The sequence below is a fragment of the Streptacidiphilus cavernicola genome (assembly GCF_042510955.1).
Lineage (GTDB): Bacteria > Actinomycetota > Actinomycetes > Streptomycetales > Streptomycetaceae > Streptacidiphilus > Streptacidiphilus cavernicola.
Genome location: NZ_JBHFAB010000005.1, coordinates 200,743 through 227,220 on the forward strand (window position 1 = coordinate 200,743; position 26,478 = coordinate 227,220).

Annotated in this window: 26 protein-coding genes and 1 riboswitch; of the genes, 12 read left to right on the top strand and 14 right to left on the bottom strand. The window is 74.1% G+C overall.

From position 1 onward, the window contains the following. Positions 1-16 precede the first annotated feature (16 nt). Positions 17-1,405 (top strand): ferredoxin reductase family protein, encoded by a 1,389-nt coding sequence (locus ACEZDE_RS09085; protein ID WP_380534333.1) that lies wholly within the window; start codon positions 17-19, stop codon positions 1,403-1,405. 13 nt (positions 1,406-1,418) lie between these two features. Further along, the gene (locus ACEZDE_RS09090) at positions 1,419-1,835 is read left to right on the top strand and encodes an FMN-binding protein (protein WP_380534335.1); all 417 of its coding nucleotides are present in this window, start codon (positions 1,419-1,421) and stop codon (positions 1,833-1,835) included. On the opposite strand, the gene ACEZDE_RS09095 is transcribed toward ACEZDE_RS09090, so the two are convergent. Further along, on the bottom strand, positions 1,793-3,760 hold the full coding sequence (locus ACEZDE_RS09095; protein WP_380534336.1) for an anthranilate synthase family protein: 1,968 nt from the start codon (positions 3,758-3,760) through the stop codon (positions 1,793-1,795). The genes ACEZDE_RS09090 and ACEZDE_RS09095 overlap by 43 nt on opposite strands. Before the next feature lie 310 nt (positions 3,761-4,070). On the opposite strand from ACEZDE_RS09095, the gene ACEZDE_RS09100 reads away from it, so the two are divergent. Next, the gene (locus ACEZDE_RS09100; RefSeq protein ID WP_380534338.1) at positions 4,071-5,426 is read left to right on the top strand and encodes a class II 3-deoxy-7-phosphoheptulonate synthase; all 1,356 of its coding nucleotides are present in this window, start codon (positions 4,071-4,073) and stop codon (positions 5,424-5,426) included. Between the two features lie 147 nt (positions 5,427-5,573). Continuing rightward, a complete protein-coding gene (locus tag ACEZDE_RS09105; RefSeq protein ID WP_380534340.1) occupies positions 5,574-5,816 on the top strand; it encodes a (2Fe-2S)-binding protein in 243 nt (80 codons plus the stop codon). Positions 5,817-5,843: 27 nt separating this feature from the next. On the opposite strand, the gene bfr is transcribed toward ACEZDE_RS09105, so the two are convergent. After that, positions 5,844-6,323, bottom strand: coding sequence for a bacterioferritin (gene bfr / locus ACEZDE_RS09110; RefSeq protein WP_380534342.1), 480 nt, complete (start codon positions 6,321-6,323; stop codon positions 5,844-5,846). Positions 6,324-6,457: 134 nt separating this feature from the next. Between bfr and ACEZDE_RS09115 the strand changes: the two genes are divergently transcribed. After that, on the top strand, positions 6,458-7,108 hold the full coding sequence (locus ACEZDE_RS09115) for a sulfite oxidase-like oxidoreductase (protein ID WP_380534344.1): 651 nt from the start codon (positions 6,458-6,460) through the stop codon (positions 7,106-7,108). A gap of 50 nt (positions 7,109-7,158) precedes the next feature. After that, positions 7,159-7,701, top strand: a complete 543-nt coding sequence (locus tag ACEZDE_RS09120) for a GNAT family N-acetyltransferase (RefSeq protein ID WP_380534345.1) — start codon at positions 7,159-7,161, stop codon at positions 7,699-7,701. A 28-nt stretch (positions 7,702-7,729) separates the two neighbouring features. On the opposite strand, the gene ACEZDE_RS09125 is transcribed toward ACEZDE_RS09120, so the two are convergent. The 7 genes from ACEZDE_RS09125 to thiO all read right to left on the bottom strand — a co-directional run bounded on the left by ACEZDE_RS09125 (position 7,730) and on the right by thiO (position 14,638). Beyond that, positions 7,730-8,434: a nitroreductase family protein gene (locus ACEZDE_RS09125; RefSeq protein ID WP_380534347.1), complete on the bottom strand. Its 705-nt coding sequence runs from the start codon at positions 8,432-8,434 to the stop codon at positions 7,730-7,732. 52 nt (positions 8,435-8,486) lie between these two features. After that, positions 8,487-9,062, bottom strand: a complete 576-nt coding sequence (locus ACEZDE_RS09130) for a GNAT family N-acetyltransferase (RefSeq protein ID WP_380534349.1) — start codon at positions 9,060-9,062, stop codon at positions 8,487-8,489. Then, a complete protein-coding gene (gene pknB / locus ACEZDE_RS09135) occupies positions 9,062-10,972 on the bottom strand; it encodes a Stk1 family PASTA domain-containing Ser/Thr kinase (RefSeq protein WP_380534351.1) in 1,911 nt (636 codons plus the stop codon). The genes ACEZDE_RS09130 and pknB overlap by 1 nt, the downstream gene beginning before the upstream one ends. Before the next feature lie 88 nt (positions 10,973-11,060). Continuing rightward, the gene (locus ACEZDE_RS09140) at positions 11,061-12,344 is read right to left on the bottom strand and encodes a hypothetical protein (RefSeq protein ID WP_380534352.1); all 1,284 of its coding nucleotides are present in this window, start codon (positions 12,342-12,344) and stop codon (positions 11,061-11,063) included. Between the two features lie 111 nt (positions 12,345-12,455). Continuing rightward, the gene (locus ACEZDE_RS09145) at positions 12,456-13,253 is read right to left on the bottom strand and encodes a thiazole synthase (RefSeq protein WP_380534354.1); all 798 of its coding nucleotides are present in this window, start codon (positions 13,251-13,253) and stop codon (positions 12,456-12,458) included. A 9-nt stretch (positions 13,254-13,262) separates the two neighbouring features. Continuing rightward, a complete protein-coding gene (thiS, locus tag ACEZDE_RS09150) occupies positions 13,263-13,475 on the bottom strand; it encodes a sulfur carrier protein ThiS (RefSeq protein WP_380534356.1) in 213 nt (70 codons plus the stop codon). Next, positions 13,472-14,638 carry a glycine oxidase ThiO gene (thiO, locus tag ACEZDE_RS09155; RefSeq protein WP_380534568.1) on the bottom strand — a complete coding sequence of 389 codons (1,167 nt, stop codon included), beginning with the start codon at positions 14,636-14,638 and terminating at the stop codon, positions 13,472-13,474. Before thiO ends, thiS begins: the two co-directional genes overlap by 4 nt. 102 nt (positions 14,639-14,740) lie before the next feature. Then, positions 14,741-14,826, bottom strand: a riboswitch (TPP riboswitch). Positions 14,827-14,867: 41 nt separating this feature from the next. Between thiO and ACEZDE_RS09160 the strand changes: the two genes are divergently transcribed. From ACEZDE_RS09160 to thiE, 3 genes are read left to right on the top strand one after another with little or no spacing between them, the layout of a single operon-like run. Continuing rightward, complete coding sequence (locus tag ACEZDE_RS09160; protein ID WP_380534357.1) at positions 14,868-16,088, top strand: NAD(P)/FAD-dependent oxidoreductase; 1,221 nt, start codon at positions 14,868-14,870, stop codon at positions 16,086-16,088. Between the two features lie 39 nt (positions 16,089-16,127). Next, the gene (locus ACEZDE_RS09165; RefSeq protein ID WP_380534359.1) at positions 16,128-16,493 is read left to right on the top strand and encodes an Rv2175c family DNA-binding protein; all 366 of its coding nucleotides are present in this window, start codon (positions 16,128-16,130) and stop codon (positions 16,491-16,493) included. After that, a complete protein-coding gene (gene thiE, locus ACEZDE_RS09170; RefSeq protein ID WP_380534361.1) occupies positions 16,490-17,146 on the top strand; it encodes a thiamine phosphate synthase in 657 nt (218 codons plus the stop codon). The genes ACEZDE_RS09165 and thiE overlap by 4 nt, the downstream gene beginning before the upstream one ends. Positions 17,147-17,327: 181 nt before the next feature. Here thiE and ACEZDE_RS09175 read toward each other — a convergent pair whose 3' ends face one another. Beyond that, a complete protein-coding gene (locus ACEZDE_RS09175) occupies positions 17,328-18,449 on the bottom strand; it encodes a polyprenyl synthetase family protein (protein WP_380534362.1) in 1,122 nt (373 codons plus the stop codon). A 138-nt stretch (positions 18,450-18,587) separates the two neighbouring features. Here ACEZDE_RS09175 and metF point away from each other — a divergent pair, with 138 nt between their 5' ends. Then, positions 18,588-19,508, top strand: a complete 921-nt coding sequence (gene metF / locus ACEZDE_RS09180; RefSeq protein WP_380534364.1) for a methylenetetrahydrofolate reductase [NAD(P)H] — start codon at positions 18,588-18,590, stop codon at positions 19,506-19,508. A 45-nt stretch (positions 19,509-19,553) separates the two neighbouring features. Further along, a complete protein-coding gene (locus ACEZDE_RS09185) occupies positions 19,554-20,234 on the top strand; it encodes a hypothetical protein (protein WP_380534365.1) in 681 nt (226 codons plus the stop codon). Between the two features lie 7 nt (positions 20,235-20,241). Here the strand turns inward: ACEZDE_RS09185 and ACEZDE_RS09190 are convergent, their stop codons facing one another. Continuing rightward, positions 20,242-21,684 (bottom strand): phytoene desaturase family protein, encoded by a 1,443-nt coding sequence (locus ACEZDE_RS09190; protein WP_380534367.1) that lies wholly within the window; start codon positions 21,682-21,684, stop codon positions 20,242-20,244. A gap of 44 nt (positions 21,685-21,728) precedes the next feature. Beyond that, positions 21,729-22,313 (bottom strand): TetR/AcrR family transcriptional regulator, encoded by a 585-nt coding sequence (locus ACEZDE_RS09195; RefSeq protein ID WP_380534369.1) that lies wholly within the window; start codon positions 22,311-22,313, stop codon positions 21,729-21,731. A gap of 114 nt (positions 22,314-22,427) precedes the next feature. On the opposite strand from ACEZDE_RS09195, the gene ACEZDE_RS09200 reads away from it, so the two are divergent. Then, positions 22,428-23,927 (top strand): MFS transporter, encoded by a 1,500-nt coding sequence (locus tag ACEZDE_RS09200; protein WP_380534371.1) that lies wholly within the window; start codon positions 22,428-22,430, stop codon positions 23,925-23,927. Here the strand turns inward: ACEZDE_RS09200 and ACEZDE_RS09205 are convergent. Both ACEZDE_RS09205 and yczR read right to left on the bottom strand, forming a co-directional pair. Further along, a complete protein-coding gene (locus ACEZDE_RS09205; protein WP_380534373.1) occupies positions 23,848-24,450 on the bottom strand; it encodes a DUF4126 domain-containing protein in 603 nt (200 codons plus the stop codon). The genes ACEZDE_RS09200 and ACEZDE_RS09205 overlap by 80 nt on opposite strands. 488 nt (positions 24,451-24,938) lie before the next feature. Continuing rightward, positions 24,939-26,414: a MocR-like transcription factor YczR gene (gene yczR, locus ACEZDE_RS09210; RefSeq protein ID WP_380534375.1), complete on the bottom strand. Its 1,476-nt coding sequence runs from the start codon at positions 26,412-26,414 to the stop codon at positions 24,939-24,941. Between the last annotated feature and the right edge of the window lie 64 nt (positions 26,415-26,478).

Genomic DNA, 26,478 nt, shown 5'->3' on the forward strand with positions numbered 1-26,478 from the left:
CACCTGGGAGGACAGCATGGCCGGCTCCGTCGAAGCAGCGCGCACCCGCGTGCCCGTACCCGCGCCCCCGCCGCCGCGGGGGCCGCACGGCGACACCGTCGCCCGTGCGCTGCTGGCCCTGATCGCGGCCGGCGCCGCGGCGGTGCTGCGGCTGTGGTGGACCGACACCGCCTCGGTCGTCGGCGGGGCGCAGTGGGTGACCGACGGCGGTCGGCTGTTCGGCCTGCTGGCCGGGTACACCGCACCGGTGCTTGTGCTGCTGATGGCCCGGATACCGGTGCTCGACCGGACCCTCGGCAGCGACCGGCTGGCCCGCTGGCACGCGACCGGGGGCCGCTACCTGGTCGGCCTGGTGCTGACCCATGTGCTGCTGATCGTCTGGGGCTACTCGCTCACCGACCGGACCGGCCTGGTCCAGCAGACCGACCAGCTGGTGTTCCACTACCCGGACCTGCTCAAGGGCACCGTCGGCACGCTGCTGCTGTTCGCCGTCGGCGCGGTCTCGGCCCGCGCCGCCCGGCGCCGGCTGCGCTACGAGACCTGGTACCACCTGCACCTGCTCACTTATCTGGCGATCTTCCTCACCTTCTTCCACCAGCTGAGCAACGGCGCCGAGTTCGTCCACGACGCCACCGCCCGGGGCTTCTGGTACGGGCTCTACCTGGGCGCCGCCGCGGTGATCCTCTGGTTCCGCTTCGCCGTCCCGGCCCGGGACGCCTACCGGCACCGGCTGCGGGTCGCCGAGGTCCGCCCGGAGGCCCCCGGGGTGGTGTCGGTCTTCGTCACCGGCGACTACCTGGACGAGCTGGCCGCCCGCACCCGTCCCGGGCAGTTCTTCCGCTGGCGCTTCCTCAGCCGCGGCCTGGCCTGGTCCGCCAACCCGTACTCGCTGTCCGCCCCGCCCGGCGGCGGCTACCTGCGGATCACGGTCAAGGAGCAGGGCGGCCACAGCGGGGCGCTGGCCCGGCTGCGCCCCGGCACCCGGGTCCTGGCCGAGGGCCCGTACGGGGCCTTCACCGCGGACCGGCGCAGGTCGCCCAAGGTGCTGCTGCTGGCCGCCGGCGTCGGGATCACCCCGCTGCGGGCCCTGTTCGAGACCGTCCCGGCCCAGCCGGGCGGGCTGACCCTGGTCTACCGGGCCTCCCGGGCCGAGGAACTGCTGTTCGGCCCGGAGCTGGAGGCGGTGGCCGAGGCGCGCGGCGCGCGGCTGCACTTCCTGCTCGGCTCCCGGACCGGGACCGGCGACCCGCTCCAGGCCAGGGCGCTGCTGCGGCTGCTCCCCGACCTGCGCGAGCACGACGTCTACCTGTGCGGCCCGGACGGCATGGTCCGGGCCGCGCGGGAGGAACTGGACACGGCCGGGGTCCCGGCCCGCCGGATCCACCACGAATCCTTCGAGCTGTAGGGGTCCCGCAGACATGCGCCGAATCGCCGTCACCGCCGCGGGCACCGCCGTGAGCGTCCTGCTGCTGCTCGCGGCCAAGCCGCACCACACCGTCGCGGTGGCCACGCCGGGGGCGTCCTCCGGCCAGGCCGCGGTGGGCGGCGGCTCCGCCACCGGGGTGCGCAGCGTCACCGGCGGCACCGTGCAGACCCAGTGGGGCCCGGTCCAGCTGAAGGTCACCCTGGACGGCTCGAAGATCACCGCGATCGCCGTGCTGCAGCAGCCGGACGGCACCCCGCGGGACGCGGAGATCAACGCCCAGGCGCTGCCGGTCCTGACCCGGGAGGCCCTGGCCGCGCAGAGCGCGCAGATCGACGCGGTCTCCGGCGCCACCTACACCAGCCAGGGCTACATCGGCTCGCTGCAGAGCGCGCTCGACGCCGCGAAGTGACCCCCCAGGTCGCCGAGCAGCTCGGCGACGATGGTCACGCCGTCCAGGGTCAGCACCGACTCCGGGTGGAACTGGACCCCGGCGAAGCCGGGACCGCGGACCGCGTGGACGTCCCCGGTGGCCGGGTCGCGGCTGACCTCGATGCCGCGGGCCGCCAGCCGGTCCGCGTCGGCGTCGGCGCAGACCGCGGTGAAGGTGTTGTAGAAGCCGACCGTCCGCCGGCCGCCGAACAGGTCGATCCGCTCCTGCGCGCCCTGGTGGGGGACGGCCTTGCGCCGCAGCGGGAGGCCCAGCGCGGCGCAGAGCAGCTGGTGGCTCAGGCAGACCGCGAGCAGCCCGCCGGGGTGTCCGGTGGCCGTCAACTCGCCGACCACGCCCTGCATCCGCCGCATCCTCGGGTCGGTGAGGTCGGCCGGGTCGCCCGGCCCGGGGCCGAGCACCAGCGGGCCGTCGTGCCCGGCGACCGCCTCGGCCAGGCCGGGCAGGTCGTGGCGGCGGACGGTGACCCGGTGGCCCAGCGAGCGCAGCAGGTGCGCCAGCATCGAGGTGAAGGTGTCCTCGCAGTCCACCACCAGCACGTGCCGCTGCTGCTCCGGCACCGGGGCCGGGGCCTGCATCCGCAGCCAGAACGGCGCGAGGTCCGCGCGCCGGGCGTCCAGCGCCGCCTGCACCCGGTGGTTCTCGGCCAGCCGCGGCCGGGCGGCCGGCCCGCCCGCCGCCGCGGTCCGCTCCGGGTCGGCCGGGAGCGCGCCGATCGCGGCCAGCACCCCGGCCGCCTTGGCGTGGGTCTCGGCGACCTCGGCGTACGGGTCGGAGTGCCGGACCAGGGTCGCGCCGACCCGCACCGCGAGCCGCCCGCTGGCCGGGTCGATGTCGGCGGTGCGGATCAGGATCGGCGAGTCCAGCGTCTGCGCCCCGCCCGCGGTCCGGCCGACCAGGGCCAGCGCCCCGGCGTAGTAGCCGCGCCCGGTGGCCTCGTAGCGGGAGATCACCCGGGTCGCGTTCTGCAGCGGGCTGCCGGTGACGGTGGCGGCGAACATGGTCTCCCGCAGCACCTCGCGGACGTCCAGCGAGGTGCGTCCGCGCAGCTCGTACTCGGTGTGGGCGAGGTGCGCCATCTCCTTGAGCCGGGGGCCGAGCACCTGGCCGCCGAGGTCGCCGACCGCGCACATCATCTTCAGCTCCTCGTCCACGACCATGGTGAGCTCCTCCAGCTCCTTGGGGTCGCGCAGGAACGCCAGCAGCGAGTCCAGCGAGGGCCCGGCGGCCGGATAGCGGTAGGTCCCGGAGATCGGGTTCATCACCACCGTCCCGGCGGTCTGCCGGACGTGCACCTCGGGGCTGGCCCCGACCAGGACCCGCTCACCGGTGCTGACCAGGAAGGTCCAGTACGCGCCGCGCTCCTGCTCGACCAGCCGCCGGAACAGGGTCAGCGCCAGCGCCGGGGAGAAGTCGCGCAGGGTTCCGGTGAAGTCGCGGCGGATGACGAAGTTGGCACCCTCGCCCCGGCCGATCTCGTCCCGGAGCACGGCGCGCACGGTCTCCGCGTAGCGGTCGTCGTCGAGGTCGAACCCGCCGCCGTCCAGCCGCACCGGCAGCCGCGGCAGCGCCTCGGCCAGCTCGCGCAGCGGCAGCGCGTGGGACTCGCGCACCCGCAGCGCCTGCAGCGGGGTGCCGTCGTCATGGGCCTCGAACCCGCGCTCGCGCAGCTGCCGGTAGGGGACCAGGGCGAGCAGGTCGTGCACCGGGCGGCCCGGCGCACCCTCGGGCAGCGGCAGCTCGGCCAGCGTGCGGTGCGTGCCGACCTCGCCGAACAGCACCTCGACGGTGTCCAGGGGCAGCCGCGGGGCGCGGCGGTGCAGCAGGGCGAAGGGCTCGTCCCCGGTCGCGAGGCGGGCGACGAGCTCGGTGGTGGTCTTGGTCACAGCGGAGTGCCTTCCGGGAGCGGTGCTCGGACAGGAGCGGGGCTCGGGACGGGCTCTGCCGGACATGCAGAACGGCCGCCCCGAGGGGCGGCCGTTGAGTCTGCGTGAACGCGCGAGTCAGTGGGCCGCCTCGGGGACGGTCCACCACCAGGAGTAGGTGCGCGCGTTGTTCACGGGCCCGACGATAGCGGATCCGGCCGCCGCGCGGCAGCTCCCCGCGCGAGGATGTGTCTCAGCAGGTGTCTCACCGGGCGTCTCAGTCGGCGGGCGGGCGCGCCAATTCGTCCGCGTTACCCCGTAGCCTTGCTGCGTGACCGTGAACGTTGAACCCGACAAGACCGGCCAGGAGTTCCCCTGGCAGTCCCTTCCCGCGGCGCAGCAGCCCGAGTGGCCGGACCCCGAGGCTCTGCGCAAGTCCCTTGCCGACCTCGCGTCGTATCCGCCGCTCGTCTTCGCCGGCGAGTGCGACCAGCTGCGCACCCGTCTCGCCGCGGTGGCCCGGGGTGAGGCGTTCCTGCTCCAGGGCGGCGACTGCGCCGAGGCGTTCGACGGCGTGTCCGCGGACCAGATCCGCAACAAGCTGAAGACGCTGCTGCAGATGGCCGTGGTGCTGACCTACGCCGCGTCGGTCCCGGTGGTGAAGATCGGCCGGATCGCCGGGCAGTACTCCAAGCCGCGGTCCAAGTCCACCGAGACCCGGGACGGGGTCACCCTGCCCGTCTACCGGGGCGACTCGGTGAACGGCTTCGCCTTCACCGAGGAGGCCCGCCGCCCGGACCCGGAGCGGCTGAAGCGGATGTACAACGCCTCCGCCTCGACCCTGAACCTGGTCCGCGCCTTCACCACCGGCGGCTACGCCGACCTGCGCCAGGTGCACGCCTGGAACCAGGACTTCGTCCGCAACTCGCCCTCCGGGCAGCGCTACGAGCGCCTGGCCAAGGAGATCGACAGCGCGCTGTCCTTCATGAACGCCTGCGGGGTGGACCCGGAGGAGTTCCGCACGGTCGAGTTCTACGCCTCGCACGAGGCGCTGGTGCTGGACTACGAGACGGCGCTGACCCGCACCGACTCCCGGACCGGCCGGCTCTACGACGTCTCCGGGCACATGGTCTGGATCGGCGAGCGGACCCGGCAGCTGGACCACGCGCACATCGAGTTCGCGTCCCGGATCAGCAACCCGATCGGGGTCAAGCTCGGCCCGACCACCAGCGTGGACGAGGCGCTGACGCTGATCGACCGGCTGGACCCGGAGCGCGAGCCCGGCCGGCTCACCTTCATCACCAGGATGGGCGCGGGCAAGGTCCGCGACCGGCTGCCGGAGCTGGTGGAGAAGGTCACCGCGAGCGGCGCGATGCCGGTGTGGATCTGCGACCCGATGCACGGCAACACCTACGAGGCCGAGACCGGCCACAAGACGCGTCGCTTCGACGACGTGCTGGACGAGGTCAAGGGCTTCTTCGAGGTGCACCGCGGGCTGGGCACCCACCCGGGCGGCATCCACGTCGAGCTGACCGGCGACGACGTCACCGAGTGCGTCGGCGGCGGCGACGAGGTGTTCGAGGACGACCTGCACCAGCGCTACGAGACCGCCTGCGACCCGCGGCTCAACCGCAGCCAGTCGCTGGACCTGGCCTTCCTGGTCGCCGAGATGTACCGGGGGCAGTAGCCCTCCGGAGCGGCGCGGTGTGACGAAGCGCGGTGTGACGAAGAACCCCTCGGATCCGTGAAAACGGAACCGGGGGGTTCTTTTGCTGCCCCCGACGAATGGGTAAGGTTAGCCTTAGCTGACGACCACTGATCGGGAGGGACCGCCGTGTACGTGTGCCTGTGCCACGCGGTCACCGAGCAGCGCGTACGCGAGGAGATCGCCGGCGGCGCCAGCACCCCCCGCCAGGTCGCCAACGGCTGCAAGGCCGGGACCGACTGCGGCTCCTGCGTCCGCCGGATCCAGGCCCTGCTCGGGCACGAGGGCGCCCGCCCCTGCCCCACCGCACGGCTGGCCGCCAGGCTCGGCCTGCCCGAGCCGGAGCCGACCGACGAGGCGGAAGCCGCCTAGCGCTGTGGCCGCTGCCTCTCCCGGCCGCTAGCTCTCCGGCTGCTCGATCAGCGACTGGATGTACAGCGGCTCGCCCAGCTTCTCCAGCAGCTCCAGCTGGGTGTCCAGGTAGTCGATGTGGTGCTCCTCGTCGGCCAGGATGCCCTCGAAGATGTTCGCCGAGGTGACGTCCCCCTTGGCGCGCATCACCACGATGCCGCGGCGCAGCCGGTCGATGGCCTCGACCTCGACCTGCCGGTCGGCCTGGAACATCTCGCCGACCGTCTGCCCGATCCGGAGGTGGAACAGCCGCTGGTAGTTCGGCAGCCCCTCCAGGAACAGGATCCGGTCGGTCAGGATCTCGGCGTGCTTCATCTCGTCGATGGACTCGTGCCGGGTGTACTTGGCCAGCTTCGGCCAGCCGTTGTTCTCCTGCATCCGGCTGTGCAGGAAGTACTGGTTGATCGCGGTCAGCTCGGCGGTCAGCTGCTCGTTGAGGAACTCGATGACCTCGGGGTCGCCCTGCATGGGGTCGCGCCCTTTCTGTGGCGTTCGGAACGGGTTTGCGCATCGTTCCACTGACGGGGCGTCGAGTACCAGTAAGGTCACACTCGCCACACCCCCCGGACGGTGCTTCTGGCTTGATCTGTCACCATGGAGGCATGGGTCAGTCCGAGAACGAGCAGGCCAGGGCCCAGGAGTCGACCGGAGGCCCGGAGTCCGGCGGCCTTCCGCCGGGGCAGCGGCTGCAACGCGGATGGCCGGTTCTGCACTACGGCCCGGTCCCTCGGTTCAAACCGCTGACCTGGGAGTTCCAGGTCTTCGGCGCCACCGCCTCCGGCGACAAGCACAGCTGGGACCACCAGGGCTTCATGACCCTCCCGCGCACCGAGACCACCGCCGACCTGCACTGCGTCACCCGGTTCAGCATGCTCGGCAGCCGCTGGGGCGGGGTCTCCACAGCGACCCTGCTGGAGCTGGCGCCGCCCGCGCCCGAGGCCACCCATGTGATGGTGTGGGCCGAGTACGGCTTCAGCTCCAACCTCCGGATGGCGGACTTCGCCGACCCGTCCTCGGTCTTCGCCACCCACCGCAACGGCGAGCCGCTCACGGTCGAGCACGGTTTCCCGGTCCGGCTGGTGGTCCCGCACCTCTACGCCTGGAAGGGCCCCAAGTGGGTCCGCGGCGTCGAGTACATGACCGCCGACCGCCGCGGCTTCTGGGAGGAGCGCGGCTACCACAACATCGGCGACCCGTGGTCCGAGCAGCGCTACTCCTACCAGGAGCAGCCGGGCGACGGCCCCGAGCTCTGAGCGGCGGTAATCCGGTTGTCCCGACCACGCCGGGACGCCAGGATCGGGTGATGGAGCACCCACCCGAGACCCTGGCGAACGAACCCGTGCTGCTGCGCCGCTGGCAGCCGGGGGAGGCCGAGCTGCTCGACCGGATCGTCGTGGAGTCGCTGGACCACCTGCTGCCCTGGATGCCCTGGGCCGCGGTGCACACCCGGCAGACCGCGCAGGACTTCCTGGACCGGGCGCAGGACGACTGGGCCTCCGGCGCGGCGTACAACTACGCGATCACGGTCGGCGGCGGGGAGCCGGTCGGGGCGTGCAGCCTGATGCGCCGGATCGGCCCCGGCGGGATGGAGATCGGCTACTGGATCCACCCGGGGTGGACCGGCCGCGGGCTGGTCACCAGGTCCGCCGCCGCGCTGGTCGCGGCGGCGTTCGCGCTGCCGGGGGTGACCCACCTGGAGGTCCACCACGACGAGGCCAACCGGGCCTCCGGCGCGGTCCCGCGGCGGCTCGGCTTCACCGTGGTGTCGCGGAGGCGGGACCCGGCCAGGAGCAGTACGCCGGGCGAGTCCGGGGTGGACCTGGTCCAGCGGCTGGACCGGGCCTAGCCCGACCGGGCCTGGCCGGGACGCCGGCTTACCAGTGGTTCCGGTGCAGCACGTCCGCCAGCGGGCGGCGGCGGACCGGGCCGAAGGCCTCCAGCGGCCAGCCGATCGGGATGACCGCGAAGGTGTGCACGTCCGAGGGGATGCCCAGGGCGGCCTTCCACTCGCGTTCCAGCATCATGTGCCAGATGGTCAGGTTCGCCCCCAGGCCGAGCCCGCGCGCCGCCAGCAGCAGGTTCTGCACGCCCGGGTAGACGCTGGAGGCCTCCGCCAGCAGGCTGATCCGGCTGCCGCGGGCGGCCAGCCGGCCGAGGCCGGAGGTGCCCAGGGTGGAGACCATGCTGCGCAGCCCGTCCAGGTCGGCGTTCACCTTGGGCGAGCGGTAGCAGGGGACGACCAGCGCCGGGGTGTCCGCGAAGTGGTTCTTCTGGTGCTCCATCGCGGCGCGCATCCGGTCGTACGCCTCGTCGTCCATCGCCGCCGGGGTGGCCTTGCCGACCGAGGCCATGTAGGCGTCCACGCAGCGCACCCAGAGCGGGGCCAGCGTCGCCATCACCTGTCTGTCGGTCACCAGGACGTACTGGTAGTCCTGCGCGTTGGACGCGCTCGGCCCGTACACCGCGGCTTGGACGAGGCGTTCCAGCAGCTCGTCCGGCACCGGTTCTGCGCTGAGCCGGCGCATCGCCCGCGCCGTGGCCATGGTGTCGAAGAGGTCGGCGGTGACAGGTGGGGTCATGCGCCCGAATTCTACGGAGCGTCTTCTGCCGCTCTGTCAGCGGGTGCCCGGTTTACGTGGTGTAGGGGCCGGCCCCCGGCCAGGGTCCCGGCGTGGGCGCGGCCTGCTGCTCGGCGGTCTCGGTGCGGAACCGCCGGAAGCCGCGCGACTCGTAGCCGCGCAGCGCGGCCGGGCCGTCCAGCGAGCAGGTGTGCACGGTGACCCGGCGGGTGGCCTCGCGGGCCGGGTGACGGTCCGCCAGATCCCAGGCGCGGGCCGTGCCGTGGGAGAGCAGGTGGCCGCCGAGGCCGCGGCCGATGAAGCCGGGCAGGAGGCCGAAGTAGATCACCTCCACCTCGCCCTCCGGCCGCGGCTCCAGCTGGATGTAGCCGGCCGGGCTGCCGGACACCCAGGCCACCCAGGTCTCCAGGCCGTCCTGGGCCAGCCAGTCGTGCCACTCCCGGTAGGTCCAGGGCAGCCGGTCGGTCCAGTGCCAGGGGCCGCCCACGGCGGTGTAGAGGAAGCGGGCGAACTCGGGGCCGATCCGGTCCGCCAGGACCAGCCGCAGGTCGAGCCCCGCCGGGGCGGGGGCGGGCCGCAGGTCCTCGGCCGAGGTCTGCTCCAGGTGCCAGGTGGTGACGGTGATCATCACAGCAGGGTAAGGGTGACCGTGCTGCCCTTGGCCGCCTGCTGGTTGCCGTTGGGGCTCTCGATGTGCACGGTCGGGCTGCCGAACGGGTTGAGCTTGATCACCTGGACCTTGAACCCGGCGGCGGTCAGCAGCTTCCTGGCCTCCGCCTCGTGCAGTCCGGTCACGTCCGGGACGTCGACCAGCTGCGGGCCCTTGGAGACGGTCACCGTCACCGTCGAGCCCTTGGCCGCGGTCTGGCCGTCCGGGCTCATCGCCGCCACCGCGCCGGGGTCGGCGTCGGCGGAGAACACCTGCTGCGGGGCGATCACCACAGTGAACCCGGCGTCCTGCAGGTCCGAGGTGGCCTGGTCGAGCGGCTCGCCGACCACGTCGGGGAGGTCCACCGGGGCCGCGCCGGAGCTGACCACCAGGTCGATCGGGGTGTTCGGCTGCTGCTTGGCGCCCGCCGCCGGGCTGCTGCCGACCACCTCGCCCTTGGGCACGCTGTCGCTGCTCTGCCGGGTCACCGTGCCGACCGCGAGCCCGGCGTCCTTGACCGCCTGCTCGGCGGCGGCCAGCGACAGGCCGCTCAGCGACGGCACGGCGGGGCGGTCCGGGCCCTTGGAGACGTCCAGGGTGACCGTGGAGTCCTTCCGGATCCTGGACCCGACGCCCGGGTCGCTGCTGATCACCCGGCCCCTGGCGACGGTGCCGCTGAAGTCCTGCCGCACCCGGACGGTCAGTCCGTCGTCCTGGAGCGTCCTGACCGCGACCGGCTGGGTCAGGCCGAGCACGCTCGGCATCCGCATGTAGAGGCCGTTCCAGGCCCAGCTCGCGCCGCCGACGATCAGCGCGGCGGCGACCAGCAGCGACACCGGCAGCACCCAGGCCGCCCGGCGCCGCCGCTGCGGCCGGCGGGCGGCCCGGGGGGTCCGCTGCGCCTGGTCCTCCAGCGGCTGCGCGTGACGCGGCATCACCATGTCCGGCGGCGGCAGCTGCATGATGCTGGTGCGCTCGACCCGGGGCGTCGCCGCGGCGGCGGCCGGGGCGACGGCGCCCGGCTCGGCGTCCAGCTGGGCCGGGGTCAGCTCGCGCCGGATGTGCTGCAGCGCGCCCAGCAGCTCCACCGCGTCGGCCGGGCGGCGGGCGGCGTCGCGCGCGGCGGCGGCGACCGTTATGGCGTCCAGCTGCGGGGCCAGGCCCGGGACCAGCGTGGACGGCGCCGGGACGTCGGTGCTGAGGTGCTGGTAGATGACCTGCATCGGGCTGTCGCCGGTGTGCGGCTTGTGCCCGGTCAGCATCTCGAACAGCAGGATGCCGCAGGCGTAGACGTCGGTCCGCGGGTCGGTCGCGCCCTGCTCGATCTGCTCCGGGGCCAGGTACGAGACCGTGCCCATGACCTGCCCGGTGGTGACCGAGCTCTCCCCGCTGACCGCGCGGACCAGCCCGAAGTCGGTGACCTTGACCCGGCCGTCCTCGGTCAGCAGCACGTTCTCCGGCTTCACGTCCCGGTGCACCAGGCCGGCCCGGTGGGCCGCGCCGAGCCCGGCCAGGATCGGCTCCAGGATGTCCAGCACGGTGCGCGGCGGCAGCGCGCCGCGGTCCCGCATCAGGTCGCGCAGGGTCCAGCCGGGCACGTACTCCATCGCCAGGAACACCGCGTCGCCGTCCGCGCCCTGGTCGTAGACGTTGACCACGTTGGCGTGGGCGAGCCGGGCCACCGCCTTGGCCTCGCGGATGAAGCGGGCGGTGAACTCGGGGTCGCCGGCGAGGCCGGCGTGCATCACCTTGAGCGCGACCACCCGGTCGAGCCGGGTGTCCAGCCCCCGGTAGACCGTGGCCATGCCGCCCACGGCGATCCGCTGCTCGACCCGGTAGCGGGCATCGAGCATCCGCCCGAGGAGGGGGTCGTGCAGCGTCGTGTCCATCCCAGGGAGTTTACGGGCCTTCGGTGCGGCTTCGGGTGCAGCGACAGTGCGGTTGTTGCAGGACCGGTAAGAACCGGGTGCGGCCGGATCAGGAGTCGCCGCCGGGGAGGGCCGGGGCGTCCGCGTCGACCCGGGACAGGGTGCTGTCCTTCAGCAGCTTCGCGTACTGCTGCTGGACCAGGGCGGTCAGCTCCGACCTGTGGGCCTTGGCCGGGACCCAGAAGTCGATCCGCACGGCGACGTTGCCGAACACGAAGTAGGCGTCGGTCCAGACGTAGCCGTCGTGGTCGATGCCGGGGCGCTCGTAGGCCACGGCGTCGCCGCTGTTCGGGATCGTGTAGAGGCCCTTGCTGGGCACGGCGGACTTGGCGCCCTGCTGGTGGGCGAGGATGAAGCTCTGCGCTCCGGTGGCCGAGGCGAACTGCAGCAGGTAGACGTCGGCCTGGGTCCCGTCCGCACCGTCCCAGTTCTTGCGGACGGCGTACTGGAAGCCCTGGTCCTTTCCCTCGGCGGACATCGTGGTCCGGTCCGCGGCGGTGTCGGCGAGCCTGTCCAGCAGCTGGTCCAGGGTCAGGACGCCGGTGGCGCCGTTCGTCTTCGAGGACGGCCAGGGGTGCGACCCGTGCGGGGCGGCGACCAGGTCGGCCAGCACGCGCTTCTTGTCGGCCGCGGTCGCCGAGGCGTTGGCGCCGGGGGCGGGCGGCGCGGAGTCCGTGGGCAGCGGCAGCGGCGAGGGCGTCGTCACCTGGTTGACCAGGCGGGCGCGCTGGGCCTTGGCGAGCTGGTCCAGCTCGGCCGGGCGGGCGCTGGCGGGAGTGAAGTAGTGCAGGTCCACGGCGATGTTGCCGACTCTGAACCAGGCGATCTGGTCGATGTCGCCCTCGTCGTCCACCGCGCCCGCGCTCCAGCCCTCGCCGCCGGGGACACCGGCCAGGGAGGACAGCGGCTCCTGCGGCTCCTTGTTCTGCGCGGTGGCGTCGGAGACGCTGCTGATGAAGGCCTGCGCCCCGTCCGAGGCGCCGAACTGGAGCAGGTAGACGTCGACCGACGAACCGTCAGGGGCTACCCAGTTCGTCTGCGCGGCGTAGCGGAGATCCTGCCGGGTGACGAAGTCCTTCTCGTCGGCCTGGTCCTTGGTGTCGAAGACGCCGTCCACGAACTGGTCGACGGTCAGGATTCCGTTGGGCGAGTAGGTCCCCCGGGCGAACGGCGTCGAGCCGGCCGGCGCCGTCAGCAGCTCCTGCTTCAGCTGCTTCGCGGGCAGCGTCTTCTCCGTGCCGGGCACATGGCAGCCGCCGAGGGCAGTGGCGAGAAGGGCGGCGGCCAGGGAGGCGCCGACCGCGCGAAGTGGGCGCGGGAGCTGCGAGGACATCGGAATCCAATCGAGAGAGCTGTGACAGTCGCGCATCCTGGCGCACCCAGATCACAGCAAGATCGCGGACGTCCGATCGCTCCCGCTATCGCCGGGAAAGATCCCGGTGGATCAGTCGAACGCCGGCGCCTCCGGGTCGAAGTCGGCGCGGCCGGCCATCGGGGAGGAGGCCTCGGCGTGGAAGCGGCGGGGGATCCGGCCGGCCCGGTGCGCCAGGCGGCCGGCCTCGACCGCGTGCCGCATCGCCTCGGCCATCAGGGCGGGCTCCTGGGCCCGGGTCACGGCGGTGGCCAGCATCACCGCGGCGCAGCCGAGCTCCATCGCCAGCGCCGCGTCCGAGGCGGTGCCCGCGCCCGCGTCCAGGATCACCGGGACCCCGGCCCGCTCGACGATCAGCTGGAAGTTGTGCGGGTTGCGGATGCCCAGACCGGAGCCGATCGGCGAGCCCAGCGGCATCACCGCGGCGCAGCCGACGTCCTCCAGCTTCCGGGCCAGCACCGGGTCGTCGTTGGTGTAGGGGAGGACCGTGAAGCCGTCGTCGACCAGGGTCTCGGCGGCGTCCAGGAGTTCGATCGGGTCGGGGAGCAGGGTGCGCTCGTCGGCGACCACCTCCAGCTTCACCCAGTCCGTGCCGAGCGCCTCGCGGGCCAGCCGGGCGGTGAGCACGGCCTCGCCCGCGGTGAAGCAGCCGGCCGTGTTGGGCAGCACCTGGATGTCGTTGCGCCGCAGCACGTCGAGGACCGAGCCGCGCGCGGCGGGGTTGATCCGCCGCATGGCGACGGTGGTCAGCTCGGTGCCGGACAGCCGCAGGGCCTGCTCCAGCACCTCCAGGCTGGGCGCGCCGCCGGTGCCCATGATCAGCCTGGAGCCGAAGGTGCGGTCGGCGATGGTGAGCGAGTCGTCGGACATGGCGTCGGATCAGCCTCCCTGGACGGCGGTGAGGATCTCGACCCGGTCGTCGGCGGCGAGCGGGGTGGCGGGCCAGGCGCCGCGCGGCACCACGGCCTCGTTCACGGCGGCGGCCACGCCGGAGGGCGCGGCGCTCAGCAGGGCGACGACCTCGGCGAGGGTGGTGCCGGGGGCGATCTCACGGGGGTCGCCGTTGACACGGATGGGCAGGGTCGTGGTCATCGGGAGGCCTCCGTGAGCGCGTGCGAGCTGAATCGGTCAGGGGTGAACGGGGCTGCCTCGGGCGGCAGTTGACCCGTAGTCAGGTAGTCGGCGACGGCGTCCGCGGTGACCGGGGTGAGCAGGATGCCGTTGCGGTGGTGCCCGGTCGCGGCGACCAGTCCCGGCAGCGCGGTCGGGCCGAGCAGCGGGGCGTTGTCGGGGGTGCCCGGCCGCAGGCCCGCGCCGGTCTCCAGCAGCGGCAGCTCGGTGATCCCCGGCAGCAGCTCGTGCGCGTCCCGCAGCAGCTCGTACACCCCGCCCGCGGTGACCGCGGTGTCGTAGCCCTGCTCCTCCATGGTCGCGCCGACGACCAGCTCGCCGTCCTCGCGCGGGACCAGGTACAGGTGCACGCCGCGGACCACCGCGCGCAGGTTGCGGGACAGGAACGGGCCGCCGGGCAGCGGCGCGCCCGCGGTGGTGGCCATCCGCAGCCGCAGGATCTGCCCCTTGACCGGCCGGACCGGCAGCTGCGCCGCGGCCGGCAGCCCCGGTATCGCCCCGGACCAGCTGCCCGCCGCGAGCACGGTCTGCCCGGCGCCGAGCGCGGAGCCGTCCTCGGCCAGCGCGCCGGTGACCCGGTCGCCCGCCGGGGCCAGCTCGATCCTGGCCGCGCGCGAGCGGTGGATCCGGACGCCCGCGCGGACGCAGGCCTCCAGCAGCGCCGCGCCCAGCCGCCGCCCGTCCACCTGGTGGTCGCCGGAGACCAGCAGGCCGCCGCGGACCGACGGTGCCAGCATCGGCTCCAGCCGACGGCACTCGCGGCCGGTCAGCCACTCCGCGGCCAGGCCGAGCCGCTGCTGGAACGCGTGCACCTCGCGCAGCTCGGCCCGGTCGTCGGCGTCCAGTGCCACGGCCAGAGTGCCGCAAGGCCGGTAGCCGGTGGGGAGGCCGCTGGCGGCCTCCAGCTCGGCGGCGAAGGCGGCGTAGCGCTGGTTGGAGGCGATGCCGAGCCGGAGCAGCTCCTCCTCGCCGTACTGCAGCTCGGTCACCGGGGCGAGCATGCCGGCGGCGACCCGGTTGGCGCCGTGGCCGGGGTCGGGGTCGAGGAGGGTGACGGACAGGCCGCGCTGGGCGGTGCGCCAGGCGGTGGCGAGGCCGATCACCCCGCCGCCGACGACCAGCACGTCGCTTGTGCCGCGGTCGGCGGGGCCGGAGCCGCGGTTGTCGGCGGGGCCGGGGTCGTCGGCGGGGCCGGGGACTGCATGGGCGCGTGGCACGGTGGCGCGCTCCCTTCGCCGGCATGACCCGGATCAGGTTCGGACGGTCGGAGGCCTGCCGCCTCCCTCTCAGCCCGGTACGCCGGGCTCCCGCGGGTTTCCCGTCCACTCTAGTACCGCCCGTAGAGTGACGGACATGCGACTTGTGGTGGTCGGGGCCGGGATGGCCGGAGTGCAGACAGCGGTCTCGCTGCGCGGGCAGGGGTACGAAGGGGAGCTGGTGCTGCTGGGCGCGGAGCCGCACCTGCCGTACGACCGCCCGCCGCTGTCCAAGGACGTACTGCTGGGCAAGGCCGAGAACTCCCGGTTCGAGCTCGACTACGGCGGCCTCGGCGTCGACCTGCTGCTCGACCGCACCGCCACCGGCCTGGACCCGGAGGCGCGGATCCTGCGCACTGGCGGCGGGGAGCTGGAGTACGACCGGCTGGTGCTCGCCACCGGGGCCCGCGCGGTGGCTCTGCCGGGACAGCCCGCCGCGGCGCACCTGCTGCGCACCCACGACGACGCGGTGGCGCTGCGGACCGCGCTGCGCCCCGGCGCGCGGCTGGTGGTGATCGGGGCCGGCTGGATCGGCGCCGAGGCCGCGACCGCGGCCAGGAAGCTGGGCTGCGAGGTCACCGTGGTCGAGGCGGCCCCGGTGCCGCTGGCCGGGGCGCTGCCCGCCGAGGTCGGCGAGCTGACCCGGCGCTGGTACGCCGAGGCGGGCGTCGACCTGCGCACCAGCTGCGCCGTCGGCGGGATCGTCGACGCCGAGCCGCGGCTGGAAGGCCTCGGCGGCAGCGCGGTGCTGCTCACCGACGGCACCGAGCTGGACGCGGACGCGGTGGTGGTCGGCATCGGCGCCCGCCCGGACACCGGCTGGCTGGACGGCTCGGGGATCGCCCTGGACGACCGCGGCGCGGTCGCCGCCGACGCCGGGCTGCGCACCTCGGCCGAGGGGGTGTTCGCGGTCGGCGACTGCGCCTCCTTCCCGTCCGCCCGCTACCGGACCCGGCTGACGGTGCAGCACTGGGACAACGCGCTGCACGGCGCGAAGGTCGCCGCGGCGAACGCGCTGGGCGGGGAGCTGGTGTACGACCCGGTGCCGTACTTCTGGTCCGAGCAGTTCGGCCGGATGGTCCAGTACGCGGGCCACCACCGCCCCGGCGACGAACTGCTGTGGCGCGGCGACCCGGCGCGGCCGGAGGGCGGCTGGGGCGCGCTGTGGCTGCGGGACGGCGTCCCGGTGGCGCTGCTGGCCGTGGACCGGCCCCGGGACCTGGCCCAGGGGCGGCGGCTGATCGAGCGGGGGACCCTCGTCGACCCGTCCCGCGCGGCCGACCCGGCGGTGCCGCTGAAGGCGGCCGTCGGCGGGTGATGGTGCGCGGGGGCCGCCGGGGATGGCACGCTTGGGGGTGTGAGCCAGATTGATCCCAAAATTGACGCCCTGATTCCCACCTGGATGAACGTCCCCGAGATCGCCGAGCAGTGGGGCCTCGTGGTGACCAAGGTCCGCCGCCTGGTCGACGACGGCACGCTGCTCGCGGTCCGCCGCGGCGAGAACAACGCCCTGATGGTCCCGGCCGCCTTCATCGGCGAGCGCGGCACGGTCAAGGGCATCACCGGCCTGATCACGCTGCTCCGCGACTCCGGATTCACCGACGAGGAGATGCTGGAGTGGCTGTTCACCGATGACCCGTCGCTGCCCGGCACCCCCGCGCAGGCGCTGAACGAGAACCGCGGCACCGAGGTCAAGCGCCGGGCGCAGGCGATGGCCCTGTGAGCTCCGCGGACTCCCTGGCCGCGGCCCGGCTCTACCTCTGCACCGACGCCCGCCGGGAGCAGGGCGACCTCGCCGCGTTCCTGGACGCGGTGCTGGCCGGCGGGGTGGACATCGTCCAGCTCCGCGACAAGGGCCTGGAGGCCGGGCCGGAACTGGCCGCGCTTGAGGTCTTCGCCGACGCCTGCCGCCGGCACGGCCGGCTGCTCGCGGTGAACGACCGCGCCGACGTCGCCCACGCGGTCCGGCCGCAGGTGCTGCACCTGGGGCAGGACGACCTGCCGGTCCCGGCGGCGCGGGCGATCCTCGGCCAGGACATCCTGATCGGCCGCTCCTGCCACGCCGAGACCGAGGTGGACGCGGCGCTGGTGGAACCCGGCGTCGACTACTTCTGCACCGGCCCGGTCTGGCCGACCCCGACCAAGCCGGGACGGTACGCGCCGGGCCTCGGCCTGGTCGGCTACGCCGCCGAGCAGCAGCCGAAGGTGGCGCCGGAGCGCCCCTGGTTCGCCATCGGCGGCATCGACGCGGGCAACCTGGACCAGGTGCTGGACGCGGGCGCGCGGCGGATCGTCGTGGTCCGCGCGCTGACCGAGGCGGCCGACCCGCACGCGGCGGCGGCGGACCTGGCCCGCCGGGTCCGCGAGCGCGACTGACAGTCATTCCCGGGGCGGCCCCTGGCTGCCGGGGCATTCTCGTTCCTGGGGCACCCGCTTCGATTCTGGGCACCCGCTTCGCCGATCGGTCAAGCTACTTGACTGTTCGGCGAAGCGGGTGCCGTCCGTCCGCCGTCGGCGGGGCCAGCGCCGTCGGCAGGAACGGCGCCGTCGGCGGGGGTCAGTGCCGCCGTGCCGTTGCCGCGTCGGTGAGCCGCCGCAGCACCCGGCGTGCCGCCTCGTCGACCAGCGGCACCTGGTCGAGCGCCGCCACCGCCTCGGCCACCAGCTGCCCGATCCGGGCCTCCACCCGCTCCGGCGCGCCGCTGCGGGTGATCACGCCGCGCAGCAGCGCCAGCCGGACCTCGTCCAGGTCGGGCGCGCCGAGCAGCTCGTCCAGCAGCCGGGCGTCGGCGCCGCCGCAGTGCTCCTCGGTCTCGGCGATCAGCAGGGTGCGCTTGCCCTCGCGCAGGTCGTCCCCGGTCGGCTTGCCGGTGACGGCCGGGTCCCCGTAGACGCCGAGCAGGTCGTCGCGGAGCTGGAACGCCTCGCCCAGCGGCAGCCCGAACGCCGCGTAGCCGCTGGTCAGCGCCGGGTCCGCGGCGGCCAGCAGGCCGCCGATCTGCAGCGGGCGCTCGACCGTGTACTTCGCCGACTTGTAGTGGGCCACCGTGCGGGCCCGCTCGGCCGCGCCCTCGGGCCGCGGCGCGGCCGGTTCCAGCAGCTCCAGGTACTGCCCGGCCATCACCTCGGTCCGCATCAGGTCGAACAGCGGCTTGGCCCGGCGCACCGCGGCCAGGTCGAGCCCGCAGTCCCAGACCAGCTCGTCGCACCAGACCAGCAGCAGGTCCCCGAGCAGCACCGCGGTCGCCGTCCCGTAGCGGGCGGCGTCGCCGCGCCAGCCCCGGTCGGCGTGCAGCGCCTCGAACCGCCGGTGCGCGGACGGCAGGCCGCGCCGGGTGTCGCTGCGGTCCATCAGGTCGTCGTGCACCAGCGCGCCCGCCTGCAGCAGCTCCAGCGCCGCGCAGGCCGCGACCGCGCCCTCGTCCGAGCTGTCACCGCCGGCCCCGCGCCAGCCCCAGTAGCAGAACGCGGGACGCAGCCGCTTGCCGCCGCCGAGCAGGTCGCGGACGGCCGCGGCGACCGGCAGCAGGTCGGGCGAGATGGACGCGAGCACCGCGTCCTGCCGGTCCAGGAACCGGGCCAGGGCCGCGTCCACCCGCGTACGCAACCGCTCCTCGTCGACCGCGCGGCCCAGGGCGGGGGCGAGGTCGAGCGGGGACGGGGTGAAGGTGGGGGGCACCGGCAGGCTCCGAGCAGTACAGGGACAGCCAGCGTAACGCCACTGCCCCGCCCCGCCCGCGCGCAGGGCTTCCGCCACCGGTATCAGCTGTTGGACGCCTGTTTACCCTTCCTTACGCGTCGCGGATAACCTGCCCCTATGGCCCTCGGTACCTCCAGCACCCGCAACGACAGCGCGCTGTCCATCCGCGAGCTCCTCCGCGCCGGAAGCCGCTCGTACTCGTTCGAGTTCATGCCGCCCCGCTCCGCCGAGGCGGAGGTCGGGCTGTGGCGGGCGATCCGGCAGCTGGAGGCGCTGTCGCCGACCTTCGTCTCGGTGACCTACGGCGCGGGCGGCTCCACCCGCGGACGCACCGTCAACATCACCGGGCGGATCACCCAGGAGACCACGCTCACCCCGGTCGCCCACCTCACCGCGGTCGACCACAGCGTCGCCGAGCTGCGCAACATCCTCGGCCACTACGCCGACCAGGGCGTCCGCAACGTCCTGGCGCTGCGCGGCGACCCGCCCGGCGACCCGCTCGGGCCCTGGGTGAAGCATCCGCAGGGCGTGGAGTACGCGGCCGAGCTGGTCCAGCTGATCAAGGAGTCCGGCGACTTCTGCGTCGGCGTCGCGGCCTTCCCCGAGATGCACCCGCGCTCGTCCGACTGGGACAGCGACGTCCGGCACTTCGTGGACAAGTGCCGGGCCGGGGCCGACTACGCGATCACCCAGATGTTCTTCGACGTGGACGACTACCTGCGGCTGCGCGACCGGGTCGCCGCGGCCGGGTGCGAGACGCCGATCATCCCGGAGATCATGCCGGTCACCTCGATCCGCTCGCTGCGCCGCATCCCCAGCCTCAGCACCGCCGTCTTCCCGGCCGAGCTGGCCGAGCGGATGCTCGCGGTCGAGGACGACCCCAGGGCGGTCCGCGCCCTCGGCATCGAGCACGCCACCGAGATGTGCCGCCGGCTGATCGAGGCGGACACCCCCGGGCTGCACTTCATGACGATGAACTTCTCCACGGTCACCACCGAGATCTACCAGAATCTGGGGCTGCACCAGCGCCGAGGCTGAACCGGGTACCGTGGTGCGGAAGGCAGCGGAGGCAGGTGGGGTCGGATGGGCGGTATCGGACACGCGGTGCTCTACGTCGCCTTCGCGGCGGTGGCGCTGTGGCTGCTCGGTGAGCTGCTGCTGCAGCACCGGGCCGAACCGCACTGGCGCGGGCTGGCCCTGCTCGGCTTCCTCGGCCTGGTGGCCGGGGTCGCCCGGGGATCGCTGCCGCTGATCGCCGTCGGCGTGGTCGGCTTCGGCGTCGGCCAGTACCTGGTCAGCCGCTCGGTGCGGACCGGCGGCCGGACCCACTGGTCGCTGCGCGCCGCGGACGGCAGCCTCCCGGGCCCGCTGGCCGGTCTGCCGCTGCTGGGCTCCGTCTTCCCGACGACCACCGCCGAGACCCCGCCCGAGCCCGCGGCCCCCCAACAGCCGGAGCCCCCGGAACCGGAACCGGAACAACTGCCGGAGCCCGCGCCGGAGTACACCTACACCACGTACGACTACTCCGGCTACGACCAACAGCAGCAGTACCAGCCGTACGAGCAGCAACCCCAGTACGACTACTCCGGCTACGACCAGCAGCAGCAATACCCGCAGCAACAGCAGGACCAGTACCAGTACCAGCAGCAGGGCTACTACTACGAGCAGCAGCCCTACCCCTACTACCCCTACCAACCGGAACCGGTGGCCGCCCCCGGCGAGCCCGAACCAGAACCCGGCGGCTGGCCGCCCCAGTACGGCTGACGCCCCGTCAAGGCGTGCCGATCAGCTCCGCGGTGACCGCGGCCGACATGCCCACCCGGGCCAACCCGCCGCCCGGATGCGCCGCCCCGCCGACCAGGTAGAGCCCGGCGACCGTCGTACGGTTGGCGGCCCGCAGGAACCGCCCGTCCGCCCCGGCCAGGGCGGGCGCGGGGACCGACCCGCCGGGCGCCCCGGTCTGCCGCTCGGTGTCGGCCGGGGTCCGCACCTCCCGCCACAGCACCCGCTCCCGCAGCTCCGGCGCGGCATACGCCAGCACTGCGTCCGCGTAGGCCTCGGCCACCCCCGGCGCGTCCCAGTCGACGCCGCCGCCCCGCGAGCCGGGAACGGTGACCGTCAGCACCGCGGCCTCGTGGCCGGCCGGCGCGAGCGTCGCGTCCGCGGGCCGCAGCACCTGCACGGTGGGCCGGGCGCAGAGCCCCGGCCGGTCCGAGAACAGCGCGTCCAACTCCTCCCGCCGGTCCACGGCGTGCACCACCGTGCGGTGCGGCACCTCCGCCGCCCGCTCGCCGCGCAGCGCCAGCAGCACACTGAACCGCCCCGGCGCGAGCCGGGACCCCGGCTCACCGAGGCCCACCACCCGCGGCGCCGCGTCACAGACCACCACGTCCGCGGCCAGCTCGCCGCCGTCCGCCAACCGCACCCCGCTGACCCGCTCCCCGCCGAGCACCCGTTCCACCCGGGTGTCGAACCGCAGCGCCACCCGCCGCTGCTCGCAGCGCCGCAGCACCGCGTCGGCGAGCGCGCGCATCCCGCCGGTGACGTACCAGACCCCGAAGCTCTGCTCCATGTACGGGACGACGGTCAGCGAGGCCGGGGCGGTCCTCGGGTCCAGGCCGAACCGCAGCGCGTACTCGTCCAGCAGCGCGACCAGGCCCGGGTGCCGCAGCTCGCGCGAGCCGACCCCGGCGTAACCGCGCGGGGGCCGGGCGAACACCCCGCGCCGGGCCGGCTGGTACGGGTCGCGGTGCAGCGCGGACGGGTCGTCCGGCAGCGGTTCCTCCAGCAGCGGGCGGCGGGTGGCCTCCCAGACGCCGCGTCCGCGTTCCAGCAGGTCGCCCCAGCGGACGCCGGCGCCCGCGCCCAGCGCCGCGTCCAGCGCCTCGATCACCTTGGCCCGGGAGGCGTTGGCCAGGACCACGCCGGTCCCGTCCGGGAGCCGGTGCGCACTGGCGGGCTCGACCGGGAGCAGCTCGACCTCGTCCTCCAGCCGGGTGCGGCCGGTCTTCAGCATCAGGTCGCGGTAGACGGCGGGGAGGGTGAGCAGGGTGGGTCCGGTGTCGAAGCCGAAGCCGTCCCGTTCGTACCGCCCGACCATCCCGCCGTGCGTCGGGCCCGCCTCGCACACGGTGACCTGGTGGCCGACCGTGGCCAGCCGCGCCGCTGCCGCGAGCCCGCCCATTCCTGCGCCGATGACGACAATCCGTGCCATGGGGCTTGATCCTATGTCCCGGTCAGGGCTGCGCCCGCACGGCGTCAGGGCTGCACCCGCAGCCCGTCCATGATTAGGCCGACCAGCTTGTCGGTGTCCACCGGCTTCCCGGTGCTGCAGGCCCAGGCGATCCCGCCGATCAGCATCAGCACGTCCTTCATCCCGACGTCCCGCCGGATCTGGCCGCTGTCCTGGGCCCGGGTGAGCAGGACGTCGAGCGCGCTGTGCAGGACCCGGCCGGGGGACTCCGGGCTGGGCTCGGTGGGCAGCAGCGCGGCGGTCAGCCCGCGGAACGAGGTGACGTGGGCGACCAGCCGGCTCAGCCAGGTGCCCAGCGCCTGGGCCGGGTCGTCGGCGGTGAGCAGCGGTTCGGCGTCGTCCAGCACCGACTGCATCCACTGCTGCAGCACCGCGGCGAGCAGGTCCTGCCGGTTCGGGAAGTGCCGGTAGAGGGTGCCGGGGCCGACCTGGGCGCGCTTGGCGATGTCGTCCATGGAGGCGGTGGCGCCGTCCTCCAGGAACGCCTCGGTGGCGACCGCGACCAGCCGCTCGTAGTTGCGGCGGGCGTCGGCCCGCATCGGGCGCGGGGTCGGCGGAGGGGTGCTGCGCGCTGGCTCGGTCGCGGTCATGCGTCATCACATTCAGGAGTTGATAAACGGAGACTATCTCCGTATCGTCGTGGACGGAAGCGGAGAATCTCTCCGGTTACTTCCGCTCCTTCGCCATGACCCCATGGGAGAGCCATGCCCGAGAACATCATCGCCCCTGCCCCGGCTCCGGTCGACGACCGCGTCCGGAAACCCGCGGTACGACCGCCCAGGCCGGGGTTCGCCCTGGCGGTCATCCTCACCTGCCAGCTCATGGTCGTCCTGGACGCGACCGTGGTCTCCATCGCGCTGCCCGGCATCCAGCGCACCCTGCACTTCTCCGCGGCCGGCCTGTCCTGGGTGCAGGACGTCTACCTGCTGGTCTTCGGCGGACTGCTGCTGCTCGGCGGCCGGGCCGGGGACCTGTTCGGCCGCCGCCGGCTGCTGGTCGTCGGCATCGCCGGGTTCACCCTGGCCTCGCTGCTCGGCGGCTTCGCCACCAGCCCCGGGCTGCTGGTGGCCGCACGCGCGGCGCAGGGCGTCGGCGCGGCGGTCGCCGCGCCCAACACCCTGGCGCTGATCGTCAGCACCTACCGCGAGCCCACCGCGCGAGCCCGCGCCATCGGGCTGTTCTCCAGCATGTCGGCGGGCGGCGCGGCGGTCGGGATGATCCTCGGCGGCCTGCTCACCTCGTACTTCTCCTGGCGCTCGGTCATGTTCATCAATGTGCCGTTCGGCCTGGCCATCGTGCTGCTGGCGCCGCGGCTGATCCGCGAGCCCGAGCGGCACCCCAGCCGGCTCGACCTGCCCGGCGCGGTCGCCGCGACGCTCGGCACCGGGACCCTGGTCTACGCCTTCATCCACGCCGCCACCGCGGGCTGGGGCGCCGGGTCCACCCTCGGCTGGTTCGCCGCCGCGGCCGTCCTGCTGACCGGCTTCGTGCTCTGGGAGGCCTACGGCGCGGTGCAGCCGCTGCTGCCGCTGCACCTGCTGCGGCACCGGGTCAGGGGCGGCGGCTACCTGACCATGCTGCTGCTCCCGGCGGCCATGTACGGGATGTTCTTCTTCATCACCCAGTACCTGCAGAACGTGCTCGGCTACAGCCCGCTGCGGACCGGCTTCGCCTTCCTGCCGCTGGCCGTGCTGATCTTCGTCGGGGCCAGGACCGCGCCCCGGCTGGTCCCACGGTTCGGGGCCAGGCCGTTCCTGATCGGCGGCCCGATCCTGCTGCTGACCGGACTGCTGCTGCTCACCCGGGTCGACGCGACCACCGCCTACGCGAGCGGCATCCTGCCGTCGATGGTGCTGTTCGGGACCGGCGCGGGCTTCACCATCGCGCCGCTGAGCATCACCATCCTGTCCGCGGTGCGCCCGGAGGAGTCCGGCGCGGCCTCGGGGACGCTGCAGACCATGCAGCAGGCGGGCGGCGCGCTGGGCACCGCGGTGCTGCTCACCGTGTTCACCTCGGCCACCCGGCACCCGGCCGGGCGCGGCCCGGACGCGCTGTTCGCGCACGGGGTCTCGGTCGGGATGGGCGTGGCGGCCGTCTTCATCGCGGTCGCCCTGCTCCTGGTCGTCACCGTGGTCCGGCCGTCGGGGCGGCCGCGCGCCGCTCGCGGCGTCGTCGTCGGAAGCGGCGGATCCGGGAGTAGGTGAAGGCGAGCAGCAACAGGCCGATCACCAGCAGGGTCCCCGCGATGATGGCAGCGGGCACCGGGTGGAACAGCGCCAGGGTGACCAGCCCGGCCACCGAGAGCTCCTCGCCGGTGCTGACGATGACGTTGCTGAACGGCTCGGGGGAGGTGTTGACCCCCATCCGCAGCCCGGCCTTGACGGTGTGGCTGGCCAGTGCGGTCGAGCCGCCGACGGCCCCGGCCGCGAGGCTGGTCAGCGAGTCGTTCGCGTGGCCCGCGAGCAGCGCCCCGATCACCGCTCCGGCGATCGGCCGGATGAAGGTGTGCACCGCGTCCCAGGCCGAGTCGACATAGGGGATCTTGTCGGCCACCACCTCGCAGAAGCACAGCACCGCCGCGACGACCAGCACGTCCGTCCGCTCCAGCGCGGGCGGCACCGAGGCGACGCCGTCGAAGCGGCCGAGCAGGCCCATCAGCAGCACGACGGCGTAGGCGTTGATGCCGCTGGCCCAGCCGCTGGTGAAGACCAAGGGAAGGAGTGACACGGTGGAGCCCCCGTTCTGTGGCACGCACACCGTAACCGACGCCACCGACCGGCGGCCCGTTCCCCGGGACGATCTCTGAGTACGGGTACTCAGTCCACCCGTCCGGCGGGATGAGTAGCCGCACGGATGCCCCGCCACCTGCGGGAAGGGCAAAGTATGGGTCAGACGGCTCGCGGTCGCCGGCGGCGGACGCACACGGGGGGCTCCTCCTGGGGAGCACGGGTGCGGCCGACGGGGGCCGGGCATCCGCGGGTCGTCGCCCGGGGCAGGGGACTGCGCCGCCGACACGGGGCGGCGGAGCAGTCGCCGGGCCCGGGGTTCGGGGGTTCGGGGGAACCCCACGGGGGAGGCGAAGGGGCGGTGCCTGCACACCGGCGGACAGAACCGCCGGAACGCAGACCCCGCCCCTTCTCTTGCCCGCCCCCCGCCCCGCCTGAGGTCCCCCCGCCTGAGGTCCCCGCCCCGCGAGGCCTCCGCCCGATCCCCCGTCAGAGCAGGGCAACCTCCGCCGGAGGCGTCACCGTGGCGCCCCGCGCCATCCCCGCCGCCCGCGCCGCGGCCAACCGCCGCACCGCCTCCCGCGACACCTCCGCGGGCTGCGCGAACGGCAGCCGGACGAACCGCTCCAGCACCCCGTCCACCCCGAACCGCGGCCCCGAGCCGATCCACACCCCGAACGACTGCGCCGCCATCGCGGACAACGCGCTGCCGCCCAGCCCGCCGTCCCCGATGTGGACCCACAGCGACAGCCCACCCCCCGGCACCCGGAAGGTCCAGTCCGGCAGCTGCTCCCGCACCGCGGCGACCAGCGCGTCCCGCTGCTCCCGGATCCGCCGCCGCTGGTGCTCCAGCACCTCCGGCAGGCAGTCCGTCAGCAGGTGACGGACCGCCAGCTGCTCCATGACGGGGGAGCAGACGTCCATGCTGGCCCGGTCGCCCGCGATCCGCCGGATCAGCTCCGGGTCGGCGCGGATCCAGCCGATCCGCAACCCGCCCCAGAAGGTCTTGCCCGCCGAGCCGACGGTGACCACGCTGCCGCCGCCCCCGCGGTCGAACGAGGCGAACGGCCGGGGCATCGGGCCGGAGCCGTCCAGCGCGAGTTCGGCCATGGTCTCGTCCACGATCAGCCGGGTGCCGGTGGCGCGGGCCAGCGCCACCAGCTCGCGGCGCTGCTGCTCCGGCATCAGCAGCCCGGTCGGGTTGTGGAAGTCCGGGATGACGTAGGCCAGGGCCGGGGCCGCCTCGCGCAGGGTCCTGGCCCAGGCGTCCATGGCCCAGCCGTCCCGTTCGAACGGCACCGGGACCGCCCGGCCGCCGTGGAACCTGATGGCCTGCAGGGCGTTGGCGTAGCTGGGGGACTCCACCGCGATCCGGTCGGCCGGGCCGACCAGCGCGCGGAGCAGCAGGGTGAGCGCCCCGGCCGCGCCGCTGGTGATCATGATCTGCTCGGCGGAGGTCGGCAGCCCGCGCTGCGCGTAGCGGTCGGCGACCGCCTCCCGCAGCACCTGCAGCCCGGCCGGGAAGTCGCCGTGGGTCCGGGTGTACCCGGGCAGCTCGGCGCAGGCCGCCGCCATCGCCCGGCTGATCCACGGCTCGGCCGCGGCCATCGCGGCCACGCCCAGGTCGATCACCCCGCCCCGGTCGGCCGGGAACGGCGAGAGCCCGGCGACCGGCATCGGCCGCCCCGCGGGCAGCGCGGTCCAGCTCCCCGACCCCCGACGGCTCGCCAGAAAGCCCTCCTCACGCAGCAGTTCGTAGGCCGCGGTGACGGTGGTCCGGCTGACGCCGAGCACCGCGCACAGCTCGCGCTCGGCCGGGAGCCGGGTCTCCACCGGCACCCGCCCGTCCAGCACCAGCGTGCGCAGCCCGGCCGCCAGCGCCCGGTACGCGGCCTCGCGGCCCTGCTGCCAGTCGCCCAGCACCCGGTCCAACTGGACCGCGCCGATGGAGGAGCGAACGCTCACTACCAGTCCACCTCTCCTCGATTGGACCTGGAAACAAAGGCCAATTGTCTCCAGAGTGGCAGCA

Excerpts from the sequence above, each read along its gene's own strand:
- pknB (WP_380534351.1), bottom strand. The coding sequence starts at position 10,972 with ATGGACACGACGCTGCACGACCCCCTCCTCGGGCGGATGCTCGATGCC.
- thiS (WP_380534356.1), bottom strand. The coding sequence starts at position 13,475 with ATGACCACGACCCTGCCCATCCGTGTCAACGGCGACCCCCGTGAGATC.
- ACEZDE_RS09200 (WP_380534371.1), top strand. The coding sequence starts at position 22,428 with ATGCCCGAGAACATCATCGCCCCTGCCCCGGCTCCGGTCGACGACCGC.
- ACEZDE_RS09195 (WP_380534369.1), bottom strand. The coding sequence starts at position 22,313 with ATGACCGCGACCGAGCCAGCGCGCAGCACCCCTCCGCCGACCCCGCGC.
- ACEZDE_RS09160 (WP_380534357.1), top strand. The coding sequence starts at position 14,868 with ATGCGACTTGTGGTGGTCGGGGCCGGGATGGCCGGAGTGCAGACAGCG.
- ACEZDE_RS09185 (WP_380534365.1), top strand. The coding sequence starts at position 19,554 with ATGGGCGGTATCGGACACGCGGTGCTCTACGTCGCCTTCGCGGCGGTG.
- ACEZDE_RS09115 (WP_380534344.1), top strand. The coding sequence starts at position 6,458 with ATGGGTCAGTCCGAGAACGAGCAGGCCAGGGCCCAGGAGTCGACCGGA.
- ACEZDE_RS09125 (WP_380534347.1), bottom strand. The coding sequence starts at position 8,434 with ATGACCCCACCTGTCACCGCCGACCTCTTCGACACCATGGCCACGGCG.
- ACEZDE_RS09120 (WP_380534345.1), top strand. The coding sequence starts at position 7,159 with ATGGAGCACCCACCCGAGACCCTGGCGAACGAACCCGTGCTGCTGCGC.
- ACEZDE_RS09140 (WP_380534352.1), bottom strand. The coding sequence starts at position 12,344 with ATGTCCTCGCAGCTCCCGCGCCCACTTCGCGCGGTCGGCGCCTCCCTG.
- ACEZDE_RS09190 (WP_380534367.1), bottom strand. The coding sequence starts at position 21,684 with ATGGCACGGATTGTCGTCATCGGCGCAGGAATGGGCGGGCTCGCGGCA.
- ACEZDE_RS09090 (WP_380534335.1), top strand. The coding sequence starts at position 1,419 with ATGCGCCGAATCGCCGTCACCGCCGCGGGCACCGCCGTGAGCGTCCTG.
- ACEZDE_RS09085 (WP_380534333.1), top strand. The coding sequence starts at position 17 with ATGGCCGGCTCCGTCGAAGCAGCGCGCACCCGCGTGCCCGTACCCGCG.
- ACEZDE_RS09130 (WP_380534349.1), bottom strand. The coding sequence starts at position 9,062 with ATGATCACCGTCACCACCTGGCACCTGGAGCAGACCTCGGCCGAGGAC.
- bfr (WP_380534342.1), bottom strand. The coding sequence starts at position 6,323 with ATGCAGGGCGACCCCGAGGTCATCGAGTTCCTCAACGAGCAGCTGACC.
- ACEZDE_RS09145 (WP_380534354.1), bottom strand. The coding sequence starts at position 13,253 with ATGTCCGACGACTCGCTCACCATCGCCGACCGCACCTTCGGCTCCAGG.
- metF (WP_380534364.1), top strand. The coding sequence starts at position 18,588 with ATGGCCCTCGGTACCTCCAGCACCCGCAACGACAGCGCGCTGTCCATC.